This is a genomic window from uncultured Lamprocystis sp. (genome assembly GCF_903933125.1).
Classification (GTDB): domain Bacteria; phylum Pseudomonadota; class Gammaproteobacteria; order Chromatiales; family Chromatiaceae; genus Thiodictyon.
The window spans coordinates 32,903-51,836 of record NZ_CAIZIZ010000122.1; the positions used below are offsets into that span (position 1 = coordinate 32,903).

An 18,934-nucleotide genomic window follows, 5' to 3' on the forward strand; every position below is an offset into this window, starting at 1 on the left:
GCTGCTCATGGTCATGACCCCTTCTTTGGGAACGGTATGCAGAATTTCAGCAGCAGCATCCAGGTGAATCCCGGAATCAGGATCAGGATGCTGAAGATCAGACTGAACAAGACCATCGCGCAAATGGTGAGCACCGGAATGCCGAAACTGCAGATAAAACCGATGCCCCAATCGCGCTGGGTGTCGGCCATCTCTTCCCCGGCGACGATCCCGGAACGGTCGGGGGCGGTAACCGCCGCAAAGGGCCGCGCCCGCGCCTTGGCCAGGCGCGGCAGATCGCGCAGGAGCTTGGGGATGTCCGGCAGCTTGAGGACCGCCGGGCGCCCGCCCAGCAAATCGGTCGGGTCGGCGATGGCAAAGGGTTCGCTGCGTCCGGTCCAGATGACCTGCGCCGGCTCGCAGGGGTGGCGCCCGGCCACCCGCACCCAGCACCAGACGGCATAGAGGTGATCGGCATCGAAGCGCAGCCGCGGCGCCGACTCGCGGGCGCGCGCCTCGGGCAGCGCCAGTGACTCGGGGGCGAGGACGAAACGGTTCGCGGCCTGGTCCGCAAACTGCGCGAGCGTGGCCGCGACGGACGGAAAGCCGGGAAGGATCAACAGACCCTGCGCCGGCTGCTCGAACAGACTGGCCCCGGCGGCGCGCAGCGGCAACAGACCCCCGGCGATTCTAAAAACGCCGGTGATCTCACCGGCCAGCGTGGCGGCCCGGGCGCGCAACTCGGCCCCGACCACCCCGCCCGCGGCACCGAGCCCCGCGTCCAGCCCGGCATAGAGATCCGCCAGTGCGACCCCGGCCCGGTGGACGCCGAGGAGGCGGCCCGCGTTGGGAAGCGCGTGGTAGGAGATCGGCGCCCAGGGCGGCGCGGTTCTGGGGTCGGCACGCCCGGCCTCCAGGGCCAACACGGATTCGATTTCTTCCCCAAGGGCCGCCGCCGTAGCGATTGGGTTGCCATCCATATCCACAGCGCGCAGCCGCCCCCCGGCGTCCCCCAAGCCCACGCGCGGGCTCAGATAGGCGGCCAGGGCCAGGCGGTGACCGCGCAGACGCAGGACCGCAAGCAGCAGCAGGGCCGACAGATCCGCCGCGCCGAGCACACTGGAGTTGCCCTGGGTCGGTGCAGGGATGACGCCGGTATTCAGCCAGTGGTCGACCACCTGATGCAGCCGTTCGCGCACCAGCCGGTCCCAGTCCAGGGTATGTTGGGTGGTGTTCTGATGCAGCCATTCGGCCGGCTGGGCACCCGACTCCGCGGGAACCTCGTCGCTCATCGCGGAAAAGGCGTCCGGCTGAATCGCCTGGCTGGATGCCCCGCTGGACTGCCACAGCAACTGCCCGGTCGGTACCTGCCCGGCGATGTCCAGGTGGGCGGTCGCCGCCGCGGAGACCCCGGTCCACAGGGCCGCGATGGCGCGGCGCAGCACCCAGTCCACGCCGGTCGCAACGGCGTTGTGGATATCCAGCGGGGCGGAGAACCCCAGGTGACCGGGGTTATTGATCAGGATGCGGGCATTGGTGATCTCCCCCGCCGTCGGGCGCGTCGGCAGGAGGGCGTCGACGAACAGGATGCGCAGCTCAGGTGCGGCCCGAGCGCGCAGGGCGGGCGCCGCGGCAAACAGGTCATTGAGTGTCGTTCGGCTCCGGGCAGCCAGGGTGGCGGCGATGGTGGTCACCGAACTTTGGGAGAGCCGCGCCGTCACCGCCTCCTGAGCGCTGCTGAAGACCGGCAGATAGCCGAACAGGGTGCAGTGCTCCGCGGCCTGGCCGGCATCCGGCGGGACCAGGGCCAGGGGTTGGCTGGTCAGGGCGACGGGCGGCAGCGCCTGCCCGACCGGGATGTCCAGCAATCCGTGCAGCGCCGCCTGGGCGCTCACCCTGAGGTCCGCGAACGGCAGTGCCGCCGGGTCGACCGGCAGGTGTTCGGCCGACGCGGCGGGCGGGTCCGGCGGGCGCATCTGCCCATCGAGCAGCCCGATCCAGGCGCCGTGCTGGTCATCCACCGCGATCCAATCCTGCCAGTGCTCTTCGGTAGGGTGCCGCACCAGGCGGCGGATCACCGCCCCGGACTGCATGACCCGCGGGCGCGCCAGCCGCGGCCAGCCGGGTGAGCGACACACCACATCGAAGGCGATGAGGTTGAAGCGCTCATGCAGCGGCAGATACAGCTTGCGCAGCCAGGGCGGCGTGCCGCTCGGGATCCCGTCCGGATCGATCCCGCCCCCGGACTCGGGTTCGAAGGCAAGCAGTGGACCGCGCGCGATGGAGTTCGGATAGCGTTTGGCGCCGACGGTGTCCAGCATGGCATCCGGGGGCTCGGACCAGTCGCGCCAGGGCAGGAGCCTGGGCAGCGTCCGGGTCTGCCCGGCCACCGCCAGGAAGTCGTCCATGAAGCCGTCGGTCGCGAAGGACAGGATGAGCGGCGGTCGCGCCGCCGGGGCCTGCGTCAGGTCGCGCAGGAAGAAGGGGGCGACGGCGACCAGAACCTCCCGCGCCGCGAGGCGCAGAGCCGGTACCAGGAGCCGTTTGGATGGCTTGGCGCTCACCAGATGTTCCCCGCCCCCGGCGTATAGCTCGCCGAGACCACGCTGTTGGTAATCACCGTATCCGCCTTGACCACCCCGGAGAACTTGGACATCGCCGCGTCCACCGTGACCATGGCGGCCGTGATGTCGAGCCCCGCCGGGGCCTGGATCTTGACCTTGACGTTGGCGGTAATCTCGATGTTGCCGGCCGCGTCGATCTTGATCTTGGCGCCGTTGGAGTGTTCGAGGGTGACAGTGCCCCCGGCGCTATCGTCCAGGGTCAGGGTGTGTCCGCTCTGGGTCTCCAACACCACCTTCTCGGCCCCGGCGGTGTCGTCGAAGGCGAGCCGGTGACCGGAGCGGGAGGTGACCGAGCGGACGTTGTTGTCGCTGTCCATGGTCTCCGGCGGGGCATCCACGCCGTTCCAGAGGGCACCGATCACCACCGGGCGGCGCGGATCCCCGCCGACAAAGGCGACCAGAACCTCATCGTCGACCTCGGGGATGAACCAAGTCCCGCGGTCGCCGCCGGCCATCAGGGTCGCCAGGCGCGCCCATGCCAGGGCCGCGCCGCCGTCCGCCGCCGCCACGAAGGGCAGGCGCAGCTGCACCCGCCCCTGGGCGTCCGGGTCCTGCACGTCGGTCACCTGGGCCGGATAGACGCCGTAGAGGCGGAAGCGGTCCTGACCGACTGCGGCGGGGTTGGCGCCGGGGATCATGATCCGTCCCCCAGGTCGGCCCGCTGGGCCTCGAATTCGGTGCGGTAGCCGTCCACCTGGTCGAAGCGGTGCGTGACGGCGGTGACCAGATAGGTCCCGGCGAACCAGGGACCCAGATCCACCAGATTGACCCGTGAGCCCACCCGCAAGGACGGCGTCCCCTTGGTGGTTCCGACCCCGCGCACGAAGCGGCGCGCCCGGCGCCGCATCGCCGCCTCCGCCAGGGTGCGCGCCTCGGCACCGGTGGCCGGGGCTTCCAGATGCAGATCCTCGGCGGCCTCTGGGAAGACGTCGGCCACCACCTCGGGTCCGAGCCGCCCGCCGCTCGCCTCCGGGCGCACCGCGTCCGCGCCGGCGCTCTCGTGGATCGCCTCCTTGGCGGCGACGTCCCAGCCATGAACCCGCACCGCGCCGCGCTGGTGGGCCAGGTCGGCGAGCACGGTGAAGCGGATCAGGTCGTTCTCACGGGTGAGCTTGATGGGTGGATCGTTGGCGTTGACGGGCTCCAGCACCCGCACGGTACCGTCGCGCAGCCCGATCAGGGCATCCCCGGTGCGCTCCCGCAAGGCACTCAGGTCATCTTGATTGACCTGCCATAGGGCGGTGTGACTGGCCCCGTCGCGCGCGACCTCGGCGCGCAGACCCGCGTCCTCCAGGATGCGGGTCGCGATTGCCCCATCAGTCTGATCCTCGCTCAAACGTGTGCGGCGGCGATAGCGCAACCCGGTCAGGGCGTCCTCGGCGAGCAGGGTCAGCTCCGGCGCACGCAGTTCCGGGTAGGCGGCGCCGATGCCGGTAATGAGCCCCTCGAAAATCGGCTCCGGCGCGCCGGTAACAGCGAAGGCGATGCCGATGCGTTTGCCGAAGTCGATGGCGGTCCGGTCAAAGTGGACGAAGTCGACCGGCTTGCCCTCCTCCCGGCTCCCCCAGTTGAGGAAGACCGCCTCCAGGGAGGCCACGCCGGCCGCGTCCGCCCGCGCCTCCAGCCGGATCAGATCCGCTTCCAGGCGCGCGGCGGGAGCGCCGTCCACCTGGATGCGTGGGCGACCCGCGGCGCTGAGTTCGGGCTGGCCGCTCATGGGCAGTCGCCCCGCCGACGCAGCCAGCGCTCGATTTCTTCCGCCACCAGGGCGCGGACCAGCGGACGCAGGTCCTCGATCTGCACCTCGAAGGCCGCCCCCTCCTGCGGACTGAGCGCAGCACCGGATTCGCCGCCGCCCGTTGGCGGGGACTCGATGGTGGTGGTCATCTCACCGATATGCACGGTCATCGGTCACCCCCGCCCGACCCGTCGCCTGACTGACGCGCGGACTGACCGGAGGCTGCCGTACCGCAGCGACGGCAACCGCACCCGGGCGGGTGGACGGCGGCCGTCGCCGCGGCGGGCGACAGCGACTCCCAGCGCGGGCGACGCTCGCCCAGGTCGCGGGAGACCGGCGGACCGCCGACGCTGAGCAGGGGAACAGCGAGGCCGAGGGAACGCTGGGGCGCGAGCGGCGGACTGCCGCGGACCGGAAGCGGCGGTGCCGCCGCGGTGCCGCCGGAAGCCGCGGCGGGAGCCGGTCGGGCCAGCGCCCCACCCGCCCGCTGGTTGGCGACAACGGCGGCGAGTCCGGCCGCGCGGCTCCCCGGGGCCGGACCCTCGGGGGCCCAGGGGTTGGGGACGGCACCGGCGGCGGCGAGTCCGGGCGAAGGCTGAGGCAGCGCCAGACCGCTGCGCCCCAGGTCCACCCCGCCGCCCGCTCCGCCCGCACCGCCCGCACCGCCGCCCAGGGCCGCGGCGCCGAACAGGTCCACCGCGGCGGCGGCGTCCAGGTGGACCCCGGCCCCCACCGAGAGACCGATATCGGCAGACGCGCCGAACTTGGCTGAAAGCCCCAAATCCGCCGACAGTCCCAGGTCCAAATCCAGATCGAGGCCGACCTCGAGTGCGAAGCTCGCGCTCAGATCCAACCCCAGCCCGGCGCCGAAGGGGCCGCCCGCCCCCAACACGCTGCCGGCCCCGGCAGCGGCGGCCTGGGCGCGCGCGCCGCCGGCGGCCTGCTCGACCGCCTGACGGCGCCGGGCGGCGTCGGTAGCGGCCACGTCGTAGCGGAACTCCTGTTCGGTCAGGGTCAACTGGACCTTGGACCGCAGCGGCACCCCGCTCGGGCTGAAATACTCGAACACCTCCTGATGCGAGCTGATGACCCCGTTGAAGATCAGGGTCCCCCACGCGAACTGGACGCGCCGCGGGGCCTGCTCCTTACCGCTGCCGAACACTTGGAGCAGATCGGCGATGGGCTTGGTGCGCAGGCGCACATCCAGCAGTTCCTCGCCGCTCCCGCCGTCACCGGCCTGGCCGTCGCGCGGGCGGGTGGAGTCGAAGACACATTCAAAGTTCAGGGTCGCCTTGGAAGCGCCGACGTTCTGCACCTGCTGGCGTCCCTTACGGCCTTTGTCCTTCTGCTCACCGCCCGAGACCTTGAGGGTCAGGGTCTCCGGATTGAAATCGAGCGGGATGGCGCGGGACTCCTCAAGCTGCTTGCCCCCGGCAGCGAACGGGATCAGCTTGGCGCGTTTGAATTCGGCGGTGCTCATTGCGGCTCCCGGCTCAGGCCCTCATGGACGATGTGCAGTTCCTCCAAGGGCACTTCACGTCCGGCCGCGGCGTTGAGATCCGCGGCCTTGACCTTGTTGACAATCCCGTTCTCGAAGCGCCACACGCCGGCCGGCGCCCCCGCCCCGCTGGCCTGGTAGACCCGGACCGTGCCGGCGACATAGGGCAGCGGAAAGGTGCCGTTCAGGCAATGCTGCACCCAGGTCCAGAAGGCCGGGTCCAGTGACAGGCCGCGCTTGAGCACCAAGGGGGGATTGGTGGTCTTGCCGACCAACTGACGCGCGCCGCGGTTGTAGCCGCCCTCGCGGAAGGTCACCGGCTCCAGGGTGATCTCGAGTCCGGAGACCTCCGAGAAGGCGCCGCGTGCCCCGAGCGCGAGGCCCTCGTCCCCGCCCAGGCCGGACAACTCGATCTGGACGGAAAAGTTATAGTTGGTGAGCAGGACCTCGGTGCCCATCAGGGTGCCTCCATACGTGCATCGTCGGCGCCGTGACGCACCAGCCGAAAGACGATGAACTCCGCCGGTACCGCGGGCGCGACGCCGATCAGCAGGGTCGCGCGGCCCGCGTCCAGGTCGGCCTGGGGGTTGGTGCCGGCATCGCAGCGCACGAAGAAGCTGTCGCTGTCGGTACGCCCGGCCAGCGCCCCGGCATTGAACAGGGGCATGAGCCGGCGCCGTGCGGTGCCGGCCATGGCCGACCAGAGGGCCGCATCGTTGGGCTCGAACGGCGCCCAGGCCAGGTCCGCGGCGAGTTGCGCCTTGAGCCAGTCGATCAGCCGCCGCACGCCGATGTGGGTCCAGTCCGGGTCAGTGGAGGTGGTGCGGGAACCGAGCAGCAGCAGACCGCGCTCGGTGCGCCGAATCTCGTCAATGCGCTCCTCAAACAGGAATCCGGGGTCCGGCAGCCCCTGATCCTCGACCCGGGCGAAGGCACCCAGGACCGACCGGTTGGCGGGCGCGGCCCAGACACCGATCGCGTTCTCCACCTGGGCGACGATGCCGGCCGCGGCGCCCCCGGGCGGGACGCTGAGCGCCGCGCCATCCGCATCCACCCGCAGCCAGGGCGCATAGAGCGCTGCCCGGTCACTGGCCAGCGACCGCCGCCACCCCACGACCTCCCCGGCACCCAGCCCGGGGGGCAGATCGAGCAGGGCGATGCGTCCACCCTGGGCCTCGCAGTGAGCCACCAGCCGCTGTTGGGCCGCGCGGAGATCCGCGGCGTCGAAACCCAGAAGCGGATAACCGCGCACCTGGGGTGGCGCCTCGGCGGGCGACGCGGCGCAGGCGGCGGAAAAGCAGAACGGGTCCGCGGGCAGCGCCGGTGCCGCCGCGGGCGTCTCCGGGGTGCTGGGGTGCAGCAGGTCGGGCAGATAGAGCACAGCGATGGGTTCAAACGGGAAGGCGTCGTCCCAGCGGACCAAGGCGTCCAGCGCGCCGGGCCGAAAACCGAAGGGGATGAGTCGGTGATCGCTGTCCGCGGCGGCCTGGGCCGGGTACATTTCAGTCGCCTCGAAGAACTGCGCACGCCCGGTGGTGACGTTGGCGTCGCGTCCGCGGCGGGAGACCGGCAACTCCGCCCCCGAGAGATAGAGCCCGGTTGGCGCGTCCAACAGCGCCTTGCCGGGGCGCAGCCAGGCGTCTGTGAGCAGTGCACTCGGACGCAGATACTCGGAGCCCCAGGGATCGTCCAGTGTGCCCCACAACCGGTCCGCCTCGGCCCCCGGGTCCTCCGGGTCCGGGTCATGCACCGGCGGCGGACGCAGGCCCTCGGTCGCCGCGCGCCGCCCGATCAACCGCGGCAGATAGCGGGGATGATCCGGGTGCAGGCCGGTGTCTTCCCAGCGCTCCACCAGTCGGCCATCCAGGTGAATCTCCAGGGTCAGCGTCAGCTCCTGCGCGGCACGCAGCAACTCGGGGTCGCGGAAGGCCGCGGTGACGGCGGGGTAAAACTCAACCTCCGCCGCGCCCTGCCGGCTGGTGCCCAACCCGGCCCCCGCGGCGGGATCAGGCGCGATACCGGGCCCCAGACCGGTGACCCGGAAGAGCCGCAGCCGGGGGGCGGCGCCAGGGGAGTCCGGCAAGCCGGTCAGCCGCAGGGTGCTGCCGACCAGGGTACGGCGGTCCGGGGCCAGATAATGGGGCTGCCCGGCGGCGTCGATTGCAAGGTCAAGCGGCAGGGGCCGCGCCACCACGCGCAGCCGCAACCCCAGACCATTGCCCCAGGCCCCGGGGTTGCGCGCGGCCAACCGGGCTTGGCGCCCGGAGGTGCCGCGCAGGGCACGGATACCGGGAAGGATGAACCGGGCGGTGCGGACCATCGCATGATCCAGGCAACGCACCACCACACAGCGCCGGCCGCCGTTGGCAAAGAACAGGCGCACCGCCTGGGGCAGGTTGAGCCCCGGCAGCGCCCGCCCGAACAACGCCGTGAACTGGCCGGGATCGTCGATCCCCACCGGGGTGTTGATCGGACCGCGCTCGCTGAGCCCGATCAGGGCGGCGACATCGAGCCGGACCCGCGGCCGGCGGGCGACCGCGGGGACCTCCTCGAAGACGCCGGGCGGCAGACCGGGCCGCCACAGGCTGCCTTGCAGTGCGACACTCATGGATCCGGAACCTCAGGTCTGACGGGACGGCACATCGGCCGGGGCGGCACGGGCGCGCCCGCGGGGCCGGCGGTCATTCGTACTCCAGGTCCTCACAGACCAGGGTGAGTTCCTCCATCGCCACGTCCGAAGCCCCTTTGGCGGCCAGGGTGGGACCGGTCCATTTGGACGGTCGGGCGTTGACCAGCCGCCAGGTGGCGACCGTGGCCGCGTGGTCCTCGCTCAACAACTCGATGACTACCGTGGCGCGCGCCTGCATGTTGCCCTTGCGCACCGCCACGACCCAGTTCCACAGATCCAGGGCGGCGATCAGTCCGCGCTTGAGGGTGACATCCCCGGCCTTGTACATCAGGGGGATCTTGCGCGGGCGGTTGGCGGCATCCGTGCCCTCCCGATAGTCGGCATAGGTGATCTCGCTCGACAGTCCCGAGCAATCCGAGAACCCGCCCCGGAACTCGCCGCCGCTCCCGGGGGAGATGGTGACCTTGAAGTTGAATGGACCGTAGGGGTCTTCACGCAGGGTTGCCATGTCTGGTCTCCGTAGAAAATTCGGTCGCCGACGATCCGCACCGCGGACCGGGCCTTCGAGAACGGTTCAGGCCCGGACGCCGGGCTTCAGACGAGCGAGGCATCCGCGGTCCACTGGCCGATGCGGAAGATCACGAACTCCGCCGGCTTGGTGGGCGCGACCCCGATCAGACAGACCAGACGGCCGTTGTCCAGGTCCGATTGACTCATGGTGGTCCGGTCGCAACGCACGAAAAAGGCGTCTTCCGGGTTCGCACCCAAGAGGGCGCCCTTGCGCCATTCGTCGTAGAGGAACCCCTCGATGGTGAGACGGATCTTGAGCCAGAGCTCCGCGTTGTTCGGCTCGAAAACCGCCCACTGGGTACTGCGGTCGATTGAATGCTCCAGATAGATGAAGAGCCGGCGGACATTGACATAGGTCCATTCCGGATCCGAGGTGATGGTGCGCGCACCCCACACCCGGTAGCCGCGCCCCTCGAAGAAGCGCAGGCAGTTGATCCCTTCCGGGTTGAGGACGTCCTGCTCGCCCTTGTTGACGTTCCTGGAAAAACGCAGGATGCCGCGGACCGTCTCGTTGGCCGGGGCCTTGTGCACGCCGCGTTCGATATCGCTGCGGGCAAAGATGCCGGCCATGGCACCCTCCGGGGACAGCAGCATGGTCTCGCGCGCCCCGCCCGGGACACTGACGACCAGCCAGGGGTAGTAGAGCGCGGCATAGGTGGAGTCGAATTTGCCGCGGACCTCGCGAATCTCGGCCTGATCGGCGTTGGCGGGCCCGGCCAGGATGGCGAAGCGGTAGCGCAGGTTGCTCGCGTGGGTGATCAGCACATCGTTGACCGCCTGACGGTCGTCGGCGTTCTCCAGCGCGGCGGACCCGGGGGCCGCGACGATGGCGATATCCTCGATCTCGGCCAGGGCCGCGAGCCCGGTTGCCGCGTGCCCGCTGCCTCCGCCCGCGACAGTGGCCGGCTCCAGCGCCCGTCCATCCACGCCCCCGGCCAGCGTCATGGGCGACCGCGCGATCAGGACGTTCAGCAGATCGCGGGCGAAGGAGGTGCGGTCGGCCGGCAGACTGGGCAGATCGGCCACCGGATCGAACCAGACCCGCTGGCCGCGATCGGCCGGCGGCTCGACCCCGTTTGCCGGGTCCTCATGGCGCAGGATGCGACCGACGAACTGGTCGGAGTCCGGATGCGTGGACAGGCGCGGGATCAGGTCCAGCCGGCCCCCGGTCGAGCCGTCCTGGTTGGGTCCGATGGTCAGGTCCAGGGTGATCTTCTGCACCGCGGTCAACCCCGCGGCATTCAGATCCAGTGGATTGGCCGGGGGATTGGCGTCGTTGCTCAGCACCGGGCGTCCCGCCGAGTCGAAACTGACCGAGTAGAAGTTGGTTCCGACCACCGCCTGCGGACCGCTGGACGTCACCACCCGGTCCTTGACCGTTCCACCCCCGGTCACCGCTTCCACCACATCCCCCAACCGCAGCCCGGTGACCGTGCGGTTGGGTGCCGCGCCGGTCAGCAGGTTTCCGCTACGAAACGCGCGGGCCGTCACGACCACATTGCCCGCGGCCCCAGGGAAGCGGGCACGCAGGAAGCGATCCACGCCAAGCACCGAGAGCGCCAACGGGTCCGGGCTGGCCGGCGTACCCGCCCGGCTGAGCGCGGTCGTGCTGCCGACCGCGGGGCGGAACACGCGCGCCACATAGACCCGTTTGCCGCCGTTCTCGAAAAACAGGCGCACCGCATGGGCCAGATGGTTGGTCGTCGGAACCCCGGCGAGCAGCAGCGCATCCGCGTCGCCGAACCGGCGCTGGAAGTCTTCGAAGCCGGTGATCAGAACCGGCAGACCCTCCACCGGTCCGAAGCGCGCCTGGCCGACGAAGCCGGCCGTGGAGGTGGCCACGCCCTCGATCGACTTGGCGCGGAAACTGGTCTCTTCGACATAGACACCGGGGGCAAGATACTCGGGCATGGGACCCTCCGTCGGCCTCAGGGGAACAGCTCGATATCCCACCGGACGCGTTCGCCGATGGAAACCGTGGTTAAGGGATTCTGGCCGTTGACGCGCTCGCGCAGGGCACCAACGGCCGGGCGCAGTTGGAAGTCACGGACCTGGAACAGGGCAGTGCGATCCGCGTCCGAAAGGCTGAAGACACCCGGCGGCAGCGCCCGCAAATAACCCTGGGGCCCGGCCAGGGCCGCCGCCAAGGGCGGACGCGGGACCTCGACGGTCAGGCGGCGGTCGAAGCGGCGCACCGGCGGCGCAACACCGCGATTTATCATTTCACCGGGCAGAACCAGGAGGTAGCAGCCGTCCGGGCCGCTCATGCTGGTGACCCGGTCCGCCACCTCGGTCCGTACCGTATCCAGCCCCACCAGGGCACCGGGGACCGGACGCCGGTCATCGCGCCCGCGCACCAGCCCCCAGATCGCGGCAGTGCCCGGGGGGACGGCGAAATCGATCGCCGGGCGCAGCGCGACGTCCAGATACAGGGGCCGCGGCGCGTTCGCACCCGGCACCTCGCCCGCCTCCAAGGCCTCCCGCACCGACTGCCGATCCGGTACCGCGGCGGTCAGCGCCTGCGGCAGATAGCGACCGGCGGGGTCCGACACTTCCACCCGGGCGATCCCCGGCGGCAACCGGAGAAAGCCGTAAAGCCCGGTCGACTGATGCCAGACAGGCGTCTCCTCGCGGTCCGGCACCCGCACCATCAGCCCCGGGATCGGGGTGAGTCCCAACGCAACACCGTCGCTCAAGTAACGCCGCGGGCGAATGGCCAGGACGCCGACCGCGGCAATCCGGTCCGGGGAATGCCCGGCGGCCCAGGTCATCACGTGTTCGGCGGGTACGGCCATCTCAGGCAGGTACCGGGGGCACAACCGGGGTCATGACCAAGGTCCGGGTATCGGCAATCGGGGGGTCGGAGCGCTCGCGCACGGCCAACCGGATCGTGCGCACCACATAAGGGATCGAGATCTGGTAGGGGGGCTCCAGACTGTCCCAGAGCCTCAGCATGTCCTCAGTACTCAAGTGCGAGAGCGAAACCCGCAGCGCGTCCTCGGGCTCCCAGGGATAACCGGGATCCAGCAGGTTGCCGGTGATCACGGCGTGACGATCCAGGATATCCATGCAGCGCGCCAGCATCATCTGTTCTCCCTCCGCCGACGGACCGCTGCCCCACACCGTGAGCAGGTAATGCAGTTCCAGCCCCAGGGCCACCCGCCGCGGGGCGGTCGGCGCCAACCGGGGCAGTTCGACGTGGCGGCGCGCCTCGTCCACCTCCACCCGATAGAGAAAGATGGCCACCGTGTTGGTCAGCCCCGGGGAGAAGTGACGCGTGGAAAAAAGCGACACCGTGAAGGGGTTGACACCGCCGGTGGCAGCCAACTGGTCTTCGAGTAACCTCCGCAGGGTAGCGCTGGCGCCGGCAATGAACATGGATAAGGCTCGTTTTCGATCCGTTTACTTTCGTTTACTGCAAAGAGTCACCGGGCGCACTCGGCCGCGGCTCCGCCGCAGGTTCGGCGGGCCCGACTCCCGATGACTGGCGTGTGGCGCCTGCGCCATCACCCGCCAACATATAAAGGGTCTGGCCGGCCGGTGAGACCTTGAACTGGACCCGCGCCTCGCCGACCAGATAATCGAGGGCACGCTGAACCCGCCACCGGGTCTCTTCAAGTCGCTGCCGCTTGATCCACCAGCGGGCGATCCCTTCGACCGTATCCGCCGCCTCCCCATGGGTTTCCAGATACCTGAGGATTTCGCGCGCGAGCGACTCGACATCGACTTCGGGATTCATGCCCATCGCCACCCTCGTCTCGCGTCGGCCCAAGCGCTGGCGCCATGTCCGAGTGTTGCAGTTTGGATGCCAATGCGAGTCTTCTCGTAACCAATTGAATCGCAATGGCGTGTTGCGGCCGAGACCAGGCTGCGGGTTGATCAGGACCCACCAGCACCCGTGGTTTCGACAGTAAACACAGGGATATCATAATCTTATGCGGTTCGCGCCAAGACCGTCGGCGGGTCACCCACGACCCGCGCGGGTCGGATACGACCCACCCCCCAACCGTCGGCGGCTGTCCGTCGCGGGACTGGAATGGTCCGCCCGCTGCGCCGGGCAGCGCATGCCGGCCTCGATCAAGATTCCGGCCACTTGGGCTCGCCGAGTGCGTCGTCAGGCCATCCTGGCCTGACACCGTCAGGGCTGGAAGCCCTGACTACGCACGCCGCCGGCCGGGATGACGATCAAGGCCCGCGTGCCGGCTTCAGCAATTCCAAATTTGAGGGTCCGCTGCGGCCCATGGTGGATGGGGCGCGCACAACCGACGTGCTGAATCCCGAACATCGTGCGGCGCGCCTTATCCACCCTACAAAATTAAAGGTTTTGTAGGGGGGATAAGCGTAGCGCATCCACCATCAGCCCCGCCGACGGCTTCACGCTGGATGCTGCCGCCCAAATTTGGAATTGCTGTGCCGGCTTGCCGGGCGTGGTGGGATGCGTTCGCGGCGGGCGAGATCAGATTGGATCGCAGCCGTTTAGGGAGGCCGCGGTAATCCCGTATTTCTTGAGCAGCTTGCCGAGGGCACGCCGCTCCTTTCCGGCCACCCGGGCAGCGCGGGTCACGTTGCCGTTGGCGTCCGCCATCAGACGGATCAGATACTCCTTCTCGAAGATCTCGACGGCCCGGCTCTTGGCCGCGGCAAAACCGATCCCGGCGAGCGGGTGGTCGTCGGGCTGAAAAGGCCCCAAAGACTGTGCGGAATCGGCCGCGGGGAACACCCGCAACAGGTCACCGGTCGCCAGGAGAACCTCGCGATGCATCAGGTTCTCGAGTTCCCGAACGTTCCCGGGCCAGTGATAGGCGCGCAGCAGGCGCAGCGTGCCCGGGTCCAGCGTCTTGACCCGAAGGCCGTACTGATGACAGAACATCTCGACGAAGTGGCGCGCGAGCAGGTCGATATCGTCCACCCGCTCGCGCAGCGGCGGCAGCCGCAGTGACAGGATGTTCAACCGGAAGTACAGATCGGCCCGAAACCCCTGCCGGGCCGACAACGCGCGCAGGTCGGCGTTGCTGGCGGTGACGACGCGGGTATCGGCGTGACGCACCTGCTGCCCGCCGAGCGGGCGGTATTCCTTGTTTTGCAGGAACCGCAGCAGCGCCGCCTGCGCCTTAGGCGAGAGTGCCTCGACCTCATCGAGAAAGAGGGTGCCGCCGGCGGCCTCACCGATCGCGCCCACGGCGGCGGAGCGGGCATCCGTGTAGGCACCGCGCTCATGACCGAAGAGTTCGTTTTCGACCAGATGATCAGGCAGCGCTCCGCAGTTGACCGGCACGAAGGGGCCACCCGCCCGCCCGCCCAGGTAATGCAGGGCGCGCGCGACCAGTTCCTTACCGGTGCCGGTCTCACCCTCGATCAGCACCGGGGCCGCGCATTGGGCCAGCCGGCGCACCCGGCCGATAGCATCGAGAAAACTCGGGGAGCGGCCGATCAGGTTGAGCTCGACCAGGGTCTGCGCGAGCTCGGGGTCCAGACTCTCCGGCGCCGGGCGCCGATCATGGCACAGGCGTTTCAGCCGGTAAGCCAGTTCATCTTCAGCACAAGGCCAGCGGGCGCAGTCGCAGCAGCGCTCGATCAACTCCGGCTCCCACACCGTCTCGCCGGTGACCAGCAGTGCCAGACTTGGCATCGCCCGCGCCGATTCCATGGCCGTCAGGACATGGTCCCGACGACCCGCTGAACCGAGCAGGAACACCACCGCCCCCGGCCAGCCGTCCATCGCTCCGTCGTTCACCTGCGCGGGCGACAGGACGCGCGGCTGGTAGCCGAGCGCGTCGAGGGCCGCGCGCATGGCCGCGCCGGTATCCGGATGGGCGAAGGGAACCAAGGCTAAGGGCGAGGCGTTCAAGAAGTCCTCCCGGGCTTGCCGGTTGAGTTTCTATCGACGATGCCCCGGAGCGCTCAGGCGCAGTTCCGGGCGCGAAATCGGCAGCAGGGGCACTGCCGATCGATGCGAGGCGTTCGGGACACCCGCGTACCGGGCCGACTCAATCAATTCGTGCTGTCGCCGCACCTGCTGCCGACGCGACCGGGTGCCTGCTTGAAGGTCAGTCAGGCGTCAGAGGGTTATCGCCTGGCATTCTACTAGGAGAAAGATAGCAGACTTGACCCGAGGGGTCCGCGCGATTCAGGCACCGCCCGTGTCGGACGCGTCCCCGATCCCTGTAGGAATCGTCTTGCCCCGACGGCCCACGGGCGGCGATCATCCCACGCATCTCGATCAGCGGCAGCGCGGCACCCTCAGTTGGACTTTCACTTTTCCCCCATCGGCTTCATCCGCTCTCCGTACACCGACAAGTTCGGTATCCCGCGGCAGCCGGGCCTGGTCACCGCCGCGCAAGCGCGGCTGGACCTGCTGCCGGACTATGCCCGCGAAGAAGCCTTCAAAGGGATCGAGGGCTTCTCTCATGTTTGGTTGCTGTTCGTGTTCCATGACGACTGTCTGACCGCCGGCTGGCGGCCAACAGTCCGCCCGCCCCGTCTGGGCGGACGTGAGCGGGTGGGCGTCTTCGCCAGCCGCGCGCCCTATCGGCCCAACCCGATCGGACTATCCGCGGTGGAACATCAGGGACTGGAACGCACCCCGACCGGCTTGGCCTTGCGCCTGCGCGGAGTCGACCTGCTCGACGGCACCCCGGTCCTCGACGTGAAGCCGTACGTCCCCTACGCCGACGCCCTGCCCCACGCGCGCTCCGGGTTCGCGGCGGCGGGACGTCCGCAGGACTGGGAGGTGGAGTTCAGCCCGGCGGCCTTGAGCGGACTGGCGCGCGCCGACCCGGACGGCAGCCGGCAGTTGCGCCAACTCATCGAACAGGTGCTGGCCCAGGACCCGCGGCCGGGGTATATGGACCGCTATCCGCAACGCGATGCCTTCACCCTGCGGCTCTATGACCTGGAGTTGCGTTGGCAGGTGCTGGGGCGGCGCGCCCTGGTGACCGGGTTGGACACCGCGGCGGCGGGTGCGCCGGTTGATTGAACTCGGGTGATCGGTCCGCGATTTGGGAAGGAACCATCAGTCACAGGCCCTTTGAATTCATCCTGGTTCGTCGAGTGTCGCCTGGATTGAATGACCTCATCAACGTGTTAGCGTCTCGTCTGGACGAGATTTCATGATTGAACCTGGCCCGTTTTGTCACCTTGAGCCCCTTCATGCCGGCGAACGCTCGTGGCGAACGCTCGCTTTTGAGCGAACTTGTTAGCCCAACAATTGGTCATACTCGGCATGACTGCCAATCCAAAACCACTGCACACCGTCTGGGACGGGTACGCCAAGAGCCCGAAAATGCTTTCCCACACGAACGCTTCGATACTGTCCATTCTTGACTTGTTTGAAGCGCAGGGACGGATGCGACGGGTCTTGACGCAAGAGTTCGTAGTTCGCTCTTGCCAACTGCTGAATGGACTCTGGAAGATCGCCGAAACATCCCCAGAATTTGGTTGATGCGTAGTGTTTCAAATTTCCCTAGCCGACCCGGAGCGGTACTCCGCGAGCGCTTCTGCCGCCAAGGCGTCCAACTTACCAGCTTGGGCATCTGCCTCTATTTGGCGGTCCCAGGCATCGGCGTCCCACTCCTGAAACCAGCGGCGAAACTCGTAAAGCTCAACTTCAGATAACGCCTGAACCTGAGCTTCGATTCTTTCCAGTACTGTCATTTCTGTTGCCTCTAATGCCAACTGTGCTATTAGGTGCCTAATGGTTTGTAGGACCCGTTAGGCATTCTTGGATTTCATAATTGAGCTTGGCCCCTTTACCATCTGGTCCATTTCTCTTGTCGAGTCTAGATACAATGTATCGGGACAAATATCTTGTTCATGAGGCCAAACGACAGTGCCGGCAGAGACCTTGGCTAGTCTAAAATAGCTATAGTTCTTAAACTCCTTGAAGACTCCAAATTCTACCAAGCCAGAGCAATCATATATTCCTTGCTCACCGTTACTGAAAACGATAGACAGTTTGTAATCATTCAAGACCGATACTTGCTCAACTCTTGGATTCATAATCTTTACTTCAAAGGATCGATTTTATAAGGTAGTTCGCCTGACAGGGCCAGTTCCCAATTAGCCATTAGTTCTTCCTTATGTATTTCTATCCAGGCATTAAGGAGCTTCATTTTTGCAGAGGGAATATTTCCTTCAAGAATTTCTCCGTCGGGTATAGATACTATGACCTCTTGCCCTGAATATGTAACATGAATATGGGGCAGTTTATGTTGTTTGTTGTCCATGAAATACATATAAACGATGATCCCATAAAATGCTGAAATTGAAGGCATGATTTCTCTCGAAGCTATCGGCCGAAGAGTTCGAAGAGTTCCGGGGACAGTTTACGAGTCGAGTTCCGGGGACAGTTTACTCAATTACGTCTGCCGCAGAGCATGAAATAAGTAAACTGTCCCCAGAATTGCGTCGAAATAAGTAAACTGTCCCCAGAATTGCGTCCCCAGAATTGCCCAAGTTGTCGCCTCCGTACTCACCGCCAAGCAAGCCGGGAATCTTTAGGCAATACTTCCGCCCTTCTTCGAGAGGACCTACCTTCGCTTGTGCCTCTTCGACAAGGGCAGGCATGCTCCAGTCCTGCTGAAACTCTTCATCTTCGATCAGTGTGTCGAGTGCCGAGCGATCCGCCGCGATGATCTTGCAGTACAGGTCCTCTGGGCAGATGCGCCAGTATTGGCCATGTGGGTCACGGACCATGAGGTTCCCGAAGTCGTTCTCTGCGACGACTTTGACCGGCTGAATTCCGGTCCAGCCCCATGCGCGCGCAATAAGCTCAACGATTTCCATGACGCCTTACGACCGGCCTAAAGCGGCGCGCGCCCCCACGCAGCCTGCCAGTTAGCACGAACCCCGTGGCGCGCGCTCGTTTTTGAGTCCGCTTGTTAGGCTGCACTCTTCTTGCAGATACTCCTGTCCAATTCAAGCGTATACGACAAGATGGTATCAATATTAAGCCTGTCCGACGCCCGAAGTATCTCTATCCCGGTGATTTTTCCATCTTCTGTCGTGTCGAGATTGACGCCTTCTGCGATTTCGATTACCCCGTCCGACTCTTGGTCGCCAAAACTTAAATACAATGCATCAACTTCATCGTCATAATGAACTCTCATATCGTAGGTCCTTTTTTGAGCGGATAGCTCGTGATTATGGTAGCAACTTGACCTTCAAGAACCGCGACAATTTTCAGTGGGAACTTAAAGCCCGGAACGAGTTCTATTATCTCGTTCTCGCCAACGGCAAGATTTGCTTTCGCGATTATTTGCTCGACAGTGGATTCAGGAATACTGTAAAGCTTCGCACGTCGTTTCGCGTGTCTTGAGAACCGTATTTCCATGAAAACCGCCTTTGTTAACCTCTCTATTTAACGCGCCGCCTTTTTCCGATTGCATCAGGGTTTATCCGGGTTGTCAAGCCCTTGCCCGCAGTTCTTCACCGCACCGTTCGTGCGTTATGAGGCAATCGTGCCTCTCAACGCACGAAAGGATCGCGGGTACGCCACATATACCGGGGATGCGCGCGTCGTTCTGATCAAAGAATTAAGAGAAAAAACACGCGTGTGAAGTCCCTTTCTCGGCGAATGTTCAGGGTGTTTAGAGGCACCGGCAGGCAGTCGCGCTTGGCCTCCCACTCCCCCGGAACTGCTGGGTCATCCGGCGGTCACGGGCGAGCGCGTGCGGGTGATCGAATGGCGGGATGGGACCAGCCAAATCTGTTGCCTCAACCCCGAGACTCAGGCCGCCGTCAACGGGATCGATACCGTTGGCTGGATGCTGAGCGCGAACGCACTCTGGACCAGCCGGGAACCGGAGACCTTTTCCGGCCTTGATCATAATTCCGGCCACCCGTCGTTGCGGCAGCCCGTCGCGGCCGTGGGCCGCTCCTACGGCAGGAGCGGCCCA

The 18,934-nt window shown here is 66.8% G+C and carries 20 protein-coding genes; 2 read left to right on the forward strand and 18 right to left on the reverse strand.

Annotated features, from left to right (window positions below; translation table 11 throughout):
* Positions 1 to 11 precede the first annotated feature (11 nt).
* The 13 genes from QZY03_RS05680 to QZY03_RS05740 all read right to left on the reverse strand — a co-directional run bounded on the left by QZY03_RS05680 (position 12) and on the right by QZY03_RS05740 (position 14,886).
* Positions 12 to 2,543: a hypothetical protein gene (locus QZY03_RS05680; RefSeq protein ID WP_295578924.1), complete on the reverse strand. Its 2,532-nt coding sequence runs from the start codon at positions 2,541 to 2,543 to the stop codon at positions 12 to 14.
* Complete coding sequence (locus QZY03_RS05685) at positions 2,540 to 3,241, reverse strand: phage baseplate assembly protein V (protein ID WP_295578926.1); 702 nt, start codon at positions 3,239 to 3,241, stop codon at positions 2,540 to 2,542. The genes QZY03_RS05680 and QZY03_RS05685 overlap by 4 nt, the downstream gene beginning before the upstream one ends.
* The gene (locus tag QZY03_RS05690) at positions 3,238 to 4,320 is read right to left on the reverse strand and encodes a hypothetical protein (RefSeq protein WP_295578930.1); all 1,083 of its coding nucleotides are present in this window, start codon (positions 4,318 to 4,320) and stop codon (positions 3,238 to 3,240) included. The genes QZY03_RS05685 and QZY03_RS05690 overlap by 4 nt, the downstream gene beginning before the upstream one ends.
* The gene (locus QZY03_RS05695) at positions 4,317 to 4,511 is read right to left on the reverse strand and encodes a hypothetical protein (protein WP_295578933.1); all 195 of its coding nucleotides are present in this window, start codon (positions 4,509 to 4,511) and stop codon (positions 4,317 to 4,319) included. The genes QZY03_RS05690 and QZY03_RS05695 overlap by 4 nt, the downstream gene beginning before the upstream one ends.
* On the reverse strand, positions 4,508 to 5,821 hold the full coding sequence (locus QZY03_RS05700) for a hypothetical protein (protein WP_295578936.1): 1,314 nt from the start codon (positions 5,819 to 5,821) through the stop codon (positions 4,508 to 4,510). Before QZY03_RS05700 ends, QZY03_RS05695 begins: the two co-directional genes overlap by 4 nt.
* Positions 5,818 to 6,297, reverse strand: a complete 480-nt coding sequence (locus QZY03_RS05705; RefSeq protein WP_295578939.1) for a phage tail protein — start codon at positions 6,295 to 6,297, stop codon at positions 5,818 to 5,820. Before QZY03_RS05705 ends, QZY03_RS05700 begins: the two co-directional genes overlap by 4 nt.
* The gene (locus QZY03_RS05710; protein WP_295578941.1) at positions 6,297 to 8,447 is read right to left on the reverse strand and encodes a phage tail sheath C-terminal domain-containing protein; all 2,151 of its coding nucleotides are present in this window, start codon (positions 8,445 to 8,447) and stop codon (positions 6,297 to 6,299) included. The genes QZY03_RS05705 and QZY03_RS05710 overlap by 1 nt, the downstream gene beginning before the upstream one ends.
* A 73-nt stretch (positions 8,448 to 8,520) precedes the next feature.
* Positions 8,521 to 8,976 carry a phage tail protein gene (locus QZY03_RS05715; protein ID WP_295578943.1) on the reverse strand — a complete coding sequence of 152 codons (456 nt, stop codon included), beginning with the start codon at positions 8,974 to 8,976 and terminating at the stop codon, positions 8,521 to 8,523.
* An 86-nt stretch (positions 8,977 to 9,062) separates the two neighbouring features.
* A complete protein-coding gene (locus QZY03_RS05720; RefSeq protein ID WP_295578945.1) occupies positions 9,063 to 10,949 on the reverse strand; it encodes a phage tail sheath subtilisin-like domain-containing protein in 1,887 nt (628 codons plus the stop codon).
* Positions 10,950 to 10,966: 17 nt separating this feature from the next.
* Positions 10,967 to 11,833 carry a hypothetical protein gene (locus QZY03_RS05725; RefSeq protein WP_295578947.1) on the reverse strand — a complete coding sequence of 289 codons (867 nt, stop codon included), beginning with the start codon at positions 11,831 to 11,833 and terminating at the stop codon, positions 10,967 to 10,969.
* Between the two features lies 1 nt (position 11,834).
* Positions 11,835 to 12,416 carry a DUF4255 domain-containing protein gene (locus QZY03_RS05730; protein WP_295578949.1) on the reverse strand — a complete coding sequence of 194 codons (582 nt, stop codon included), beginning with the start codon at positions 12,414 to 12,416 and terminating at the stop codon, positions 11,835 to 11,837.
* Positions 12,417 to 12,450: 34 nt separating this feature from the next.
* Positions 12,451 to 12,783 carry a hypothetical protein gene (locus QZY03_RS05735; RefSeq protein ID WP_295578951.1) on the reverse strand — a complete coding sequence of 111 codons (333 nt, stop codon included), beginning with the start codon at positions 12,781 to 12,783 and terminating at the stop codon, positions 12,451 to 12,453.
* 711 nt (positions 12,784 to 13,494) lie between these two features.
* The gene (locus QZY03_RS05740; RefSeq protein WP_295578954.1) at positions 13,495 to 14,886 is read right to left on the reverse strand and encodes a sigma-54-dependent Fis family transcriptional regulator; all 1,392 of its coding nucleotides are present in this window, start codon (positions 14,884 to 14,886) and stop codon (positions 13,495 to 13,497) included.
* Positions 14,887 to 15,282: 396 nt separating this feature from the next.
* On the opposite strand from QZY03_RS05740, the gene tsaA reads away from it, so the two are divergent.
* Positions 15,283 to 16,014: a tRNA (N6-threonylcarbamoyladenosine(37)-N6)-methyltransferase TrmO gene (gene tsaA / locus QZY03_RS05745; protein ID WP_295578956.1), complete on the forward strand. Its 732-nt coding sequence runs from the start codon at positions 15,283 to 15,285 to the stop codon at positions 16,012 to 16,014.
* A 476-nt stretch (positions 16,015 to 16,490) separates the two neighbouring features.
* Here tsaA and QZY03_RS05750 read toward each other — a convergent pair whose 3' ends face one another.
* The 5 genes from QZY03_RS05750 to QZY03_RS05765 form a co-directional block, all read right to left on the reverse strand.
* Entirely contained in the window at positions 16,491 to 16,691 is a 201-nt protein-coding gene (locus tag QZY03_RS05750) for a hypothetical protein (RefSeq protein ID WP_295578958.1), read from the reverse strand.
* Between the two features lie 57 nt (positions 16,692 to 16,748).
* A complete protein-coding gene (locus tag QZY03_RS31995; protein ID WP_083924853.1) occupies positions 16,749 to 17,036 on the reverse strand; it encodes a DUF2442 domain-containing protein in 288 nt (95 codons plus the stop codon).
* Between the two features lie 5 nt (positions 17,037 to 17,041).
* Positions 17,042 to 17,311 carry a DUF4160 domain-containing protein gene (locus QZY03_RS05755; protein ID WP_295578960.1) on the reverse strand — a complete coding sequence of 90 codons (270 nt, stop codon included), beginning with the start codon at positions 17,309 to 17,311 and terminating at the stop codon, positions 17,042 to 17,044.
* Between the two features lie 76 nt (positions 17,312 to 17,387).
* Positions 17,388 to 17,822 (reverse strand): T6SS immunity protein Tdi1 domain-containing protein, encoded by a 435-nt coding sequence (locus tag QZY03_RS05760; RefSeq protein WP_295578962.1) that lies wholly within the window; start codon positions 17,820 to 17,822, stop codon positions 17,388 to 17,390.
* 95 nt (positions 17,823 to 17,917) lie between these two features.
* Entirely contained in the window at positions 17,918 to 18,145 is a 228-nt protein-coding gene (locus QZY03_RS05765) for a DUF2283 domain-containing protein (protein ID WP_295578964.1), read from the reverse strand.
* Positions 18,146 to 18,706: 561 nt separating this feature from the next.
* Here QZY03_RS05765 and QZY03_RS05770 point away from each other — a divergent pair.
* A partial coding sequence (locus tag QZY03_RS05770; RefSeq protein ID WP_295578965.1) for a hypothetical protein occupies positions 18,707 to 18,934 on the forward strand: 228 nt, incomplete at its 3' end.

Excerpts from the sequence above, each read along its gene's own strand:
- QZY03_RS05685 (WP_295578926.1), bottom strand. The coding sequence starts at position 3,241 with ATGATCCCCGGCGCCAACCCCGCCGCAGTCGGTCAGGACCGCTTCCGC.
- QZY03_RS05690 (WP_295578930.1), bottom strand. The coding sequence starts at position 4,320 with ATGAGCGGCCAGCCCGAACTCAGCGCCGCGGGTCGCCCACGCATCCAG.
- QZY03_RS05695 (WP_295578933.1), bottom strand. The coding sequence starts at position 4,511 with ATGACCGTGCATATCGGTGAGATGACCACCACCATCGAGTCCCCGCCA.
- QZY03_RS05700 (WP_295578936.1), bottom strand. The coding sequence starts at position 5,821 with ATGAGCACCGCCGAATTCAAACGCGCCAAGCTGATCCCGTTCGCTGCC.
- QZY03_RS05705 (WP_295578939.1), bottom strand. The coding sequence starts at position 6,297 with ATGGGCACCGAGGTCCTGCTCACCAACTATAACTTTTCCGTCCAGATC.
- QZY03_RS05710 (WP_295578941.1), bottom strand. The coding sequence starts at position 8,447 with ATGAGTGTCGCACTGCAAGGCAGCCTGTGGCGGCCCGGTCTGCCGCCC.
- QZY03_RS05715 (WP_295578943.1), bottom strand. The coding sequence starts at position 8,976 with ATGGCAACCCTGCGTGAAGACCCCTACGGTCCATTCAACTTCAAGGTC.
- QZY03_RS05720 (WP_295578945.1), bottom strand. The coding sequence starts at position 10,949 with ATGCCCGAGTATCTTGCCCCCGGTGTCTATGTCGAAGAGACCAGTTTC.
- QZY03_RS05725 (WP_295578947.1), bottom strand. The coding sequence starts at position 11,833 with ATGGCCGTACCCGCCGAACACGTGATGACCTGGGCCGCCGGGCATTCC.
- QZY03_RS05730 (WP_295578949.1), bottom strand. The coding sequence starts at position 12,416 with ATGTTCATTGCCGGCGCCAGCGCTACCCTGCGGAGGTTACTCGAAGAC.
- QZY03_RS05735 (WP_295578951.1), bottom strand. The coding sequence starts at position 12,783 with ATGGGCATGAATCCCGAAGTCGATGTCGAGTCGCTCGCGCGCGAAATC.
- QZY03_RS05750 (WP_295578958.1), bottom strand. The coding sequence starts at position 16,691 with ATGACAGTACTGGAAAGAATCGAAGCTCAGGTTCAGGCGTTATCTGAA.
- QZY03_RS31995 (WP_083924853.1), bottom strand. The coding sequence starts at position 17,036 with ATGAATCCAAGAGTTGAGCAAGTATCGGTCTTGAATGATTACAAACTG.
- QZY03_RS05755 (WP_295578960.1), bottom strand. The coding sequence starts at position 17,311 with ATGCCTTCAATTTCAGCATTTTATGGGATCATCGTTTATATGTATTTC.
- QZY03_RS05760 (WP_295578962.1), bottom strand. The coding sequence starts at position 17,822 with ATGGAAATCGTTGAGCTTATTGCGCGCGCATGGGGCTGGACCGGAATT.
- QZY03_RS05765 (WP_295578964.1), bottom strand. The coding sequence starts at position 18,145 with ATGAGAGTTCATTATGACGATGAAGTTGATGCATTGTATTTAAGTTTT.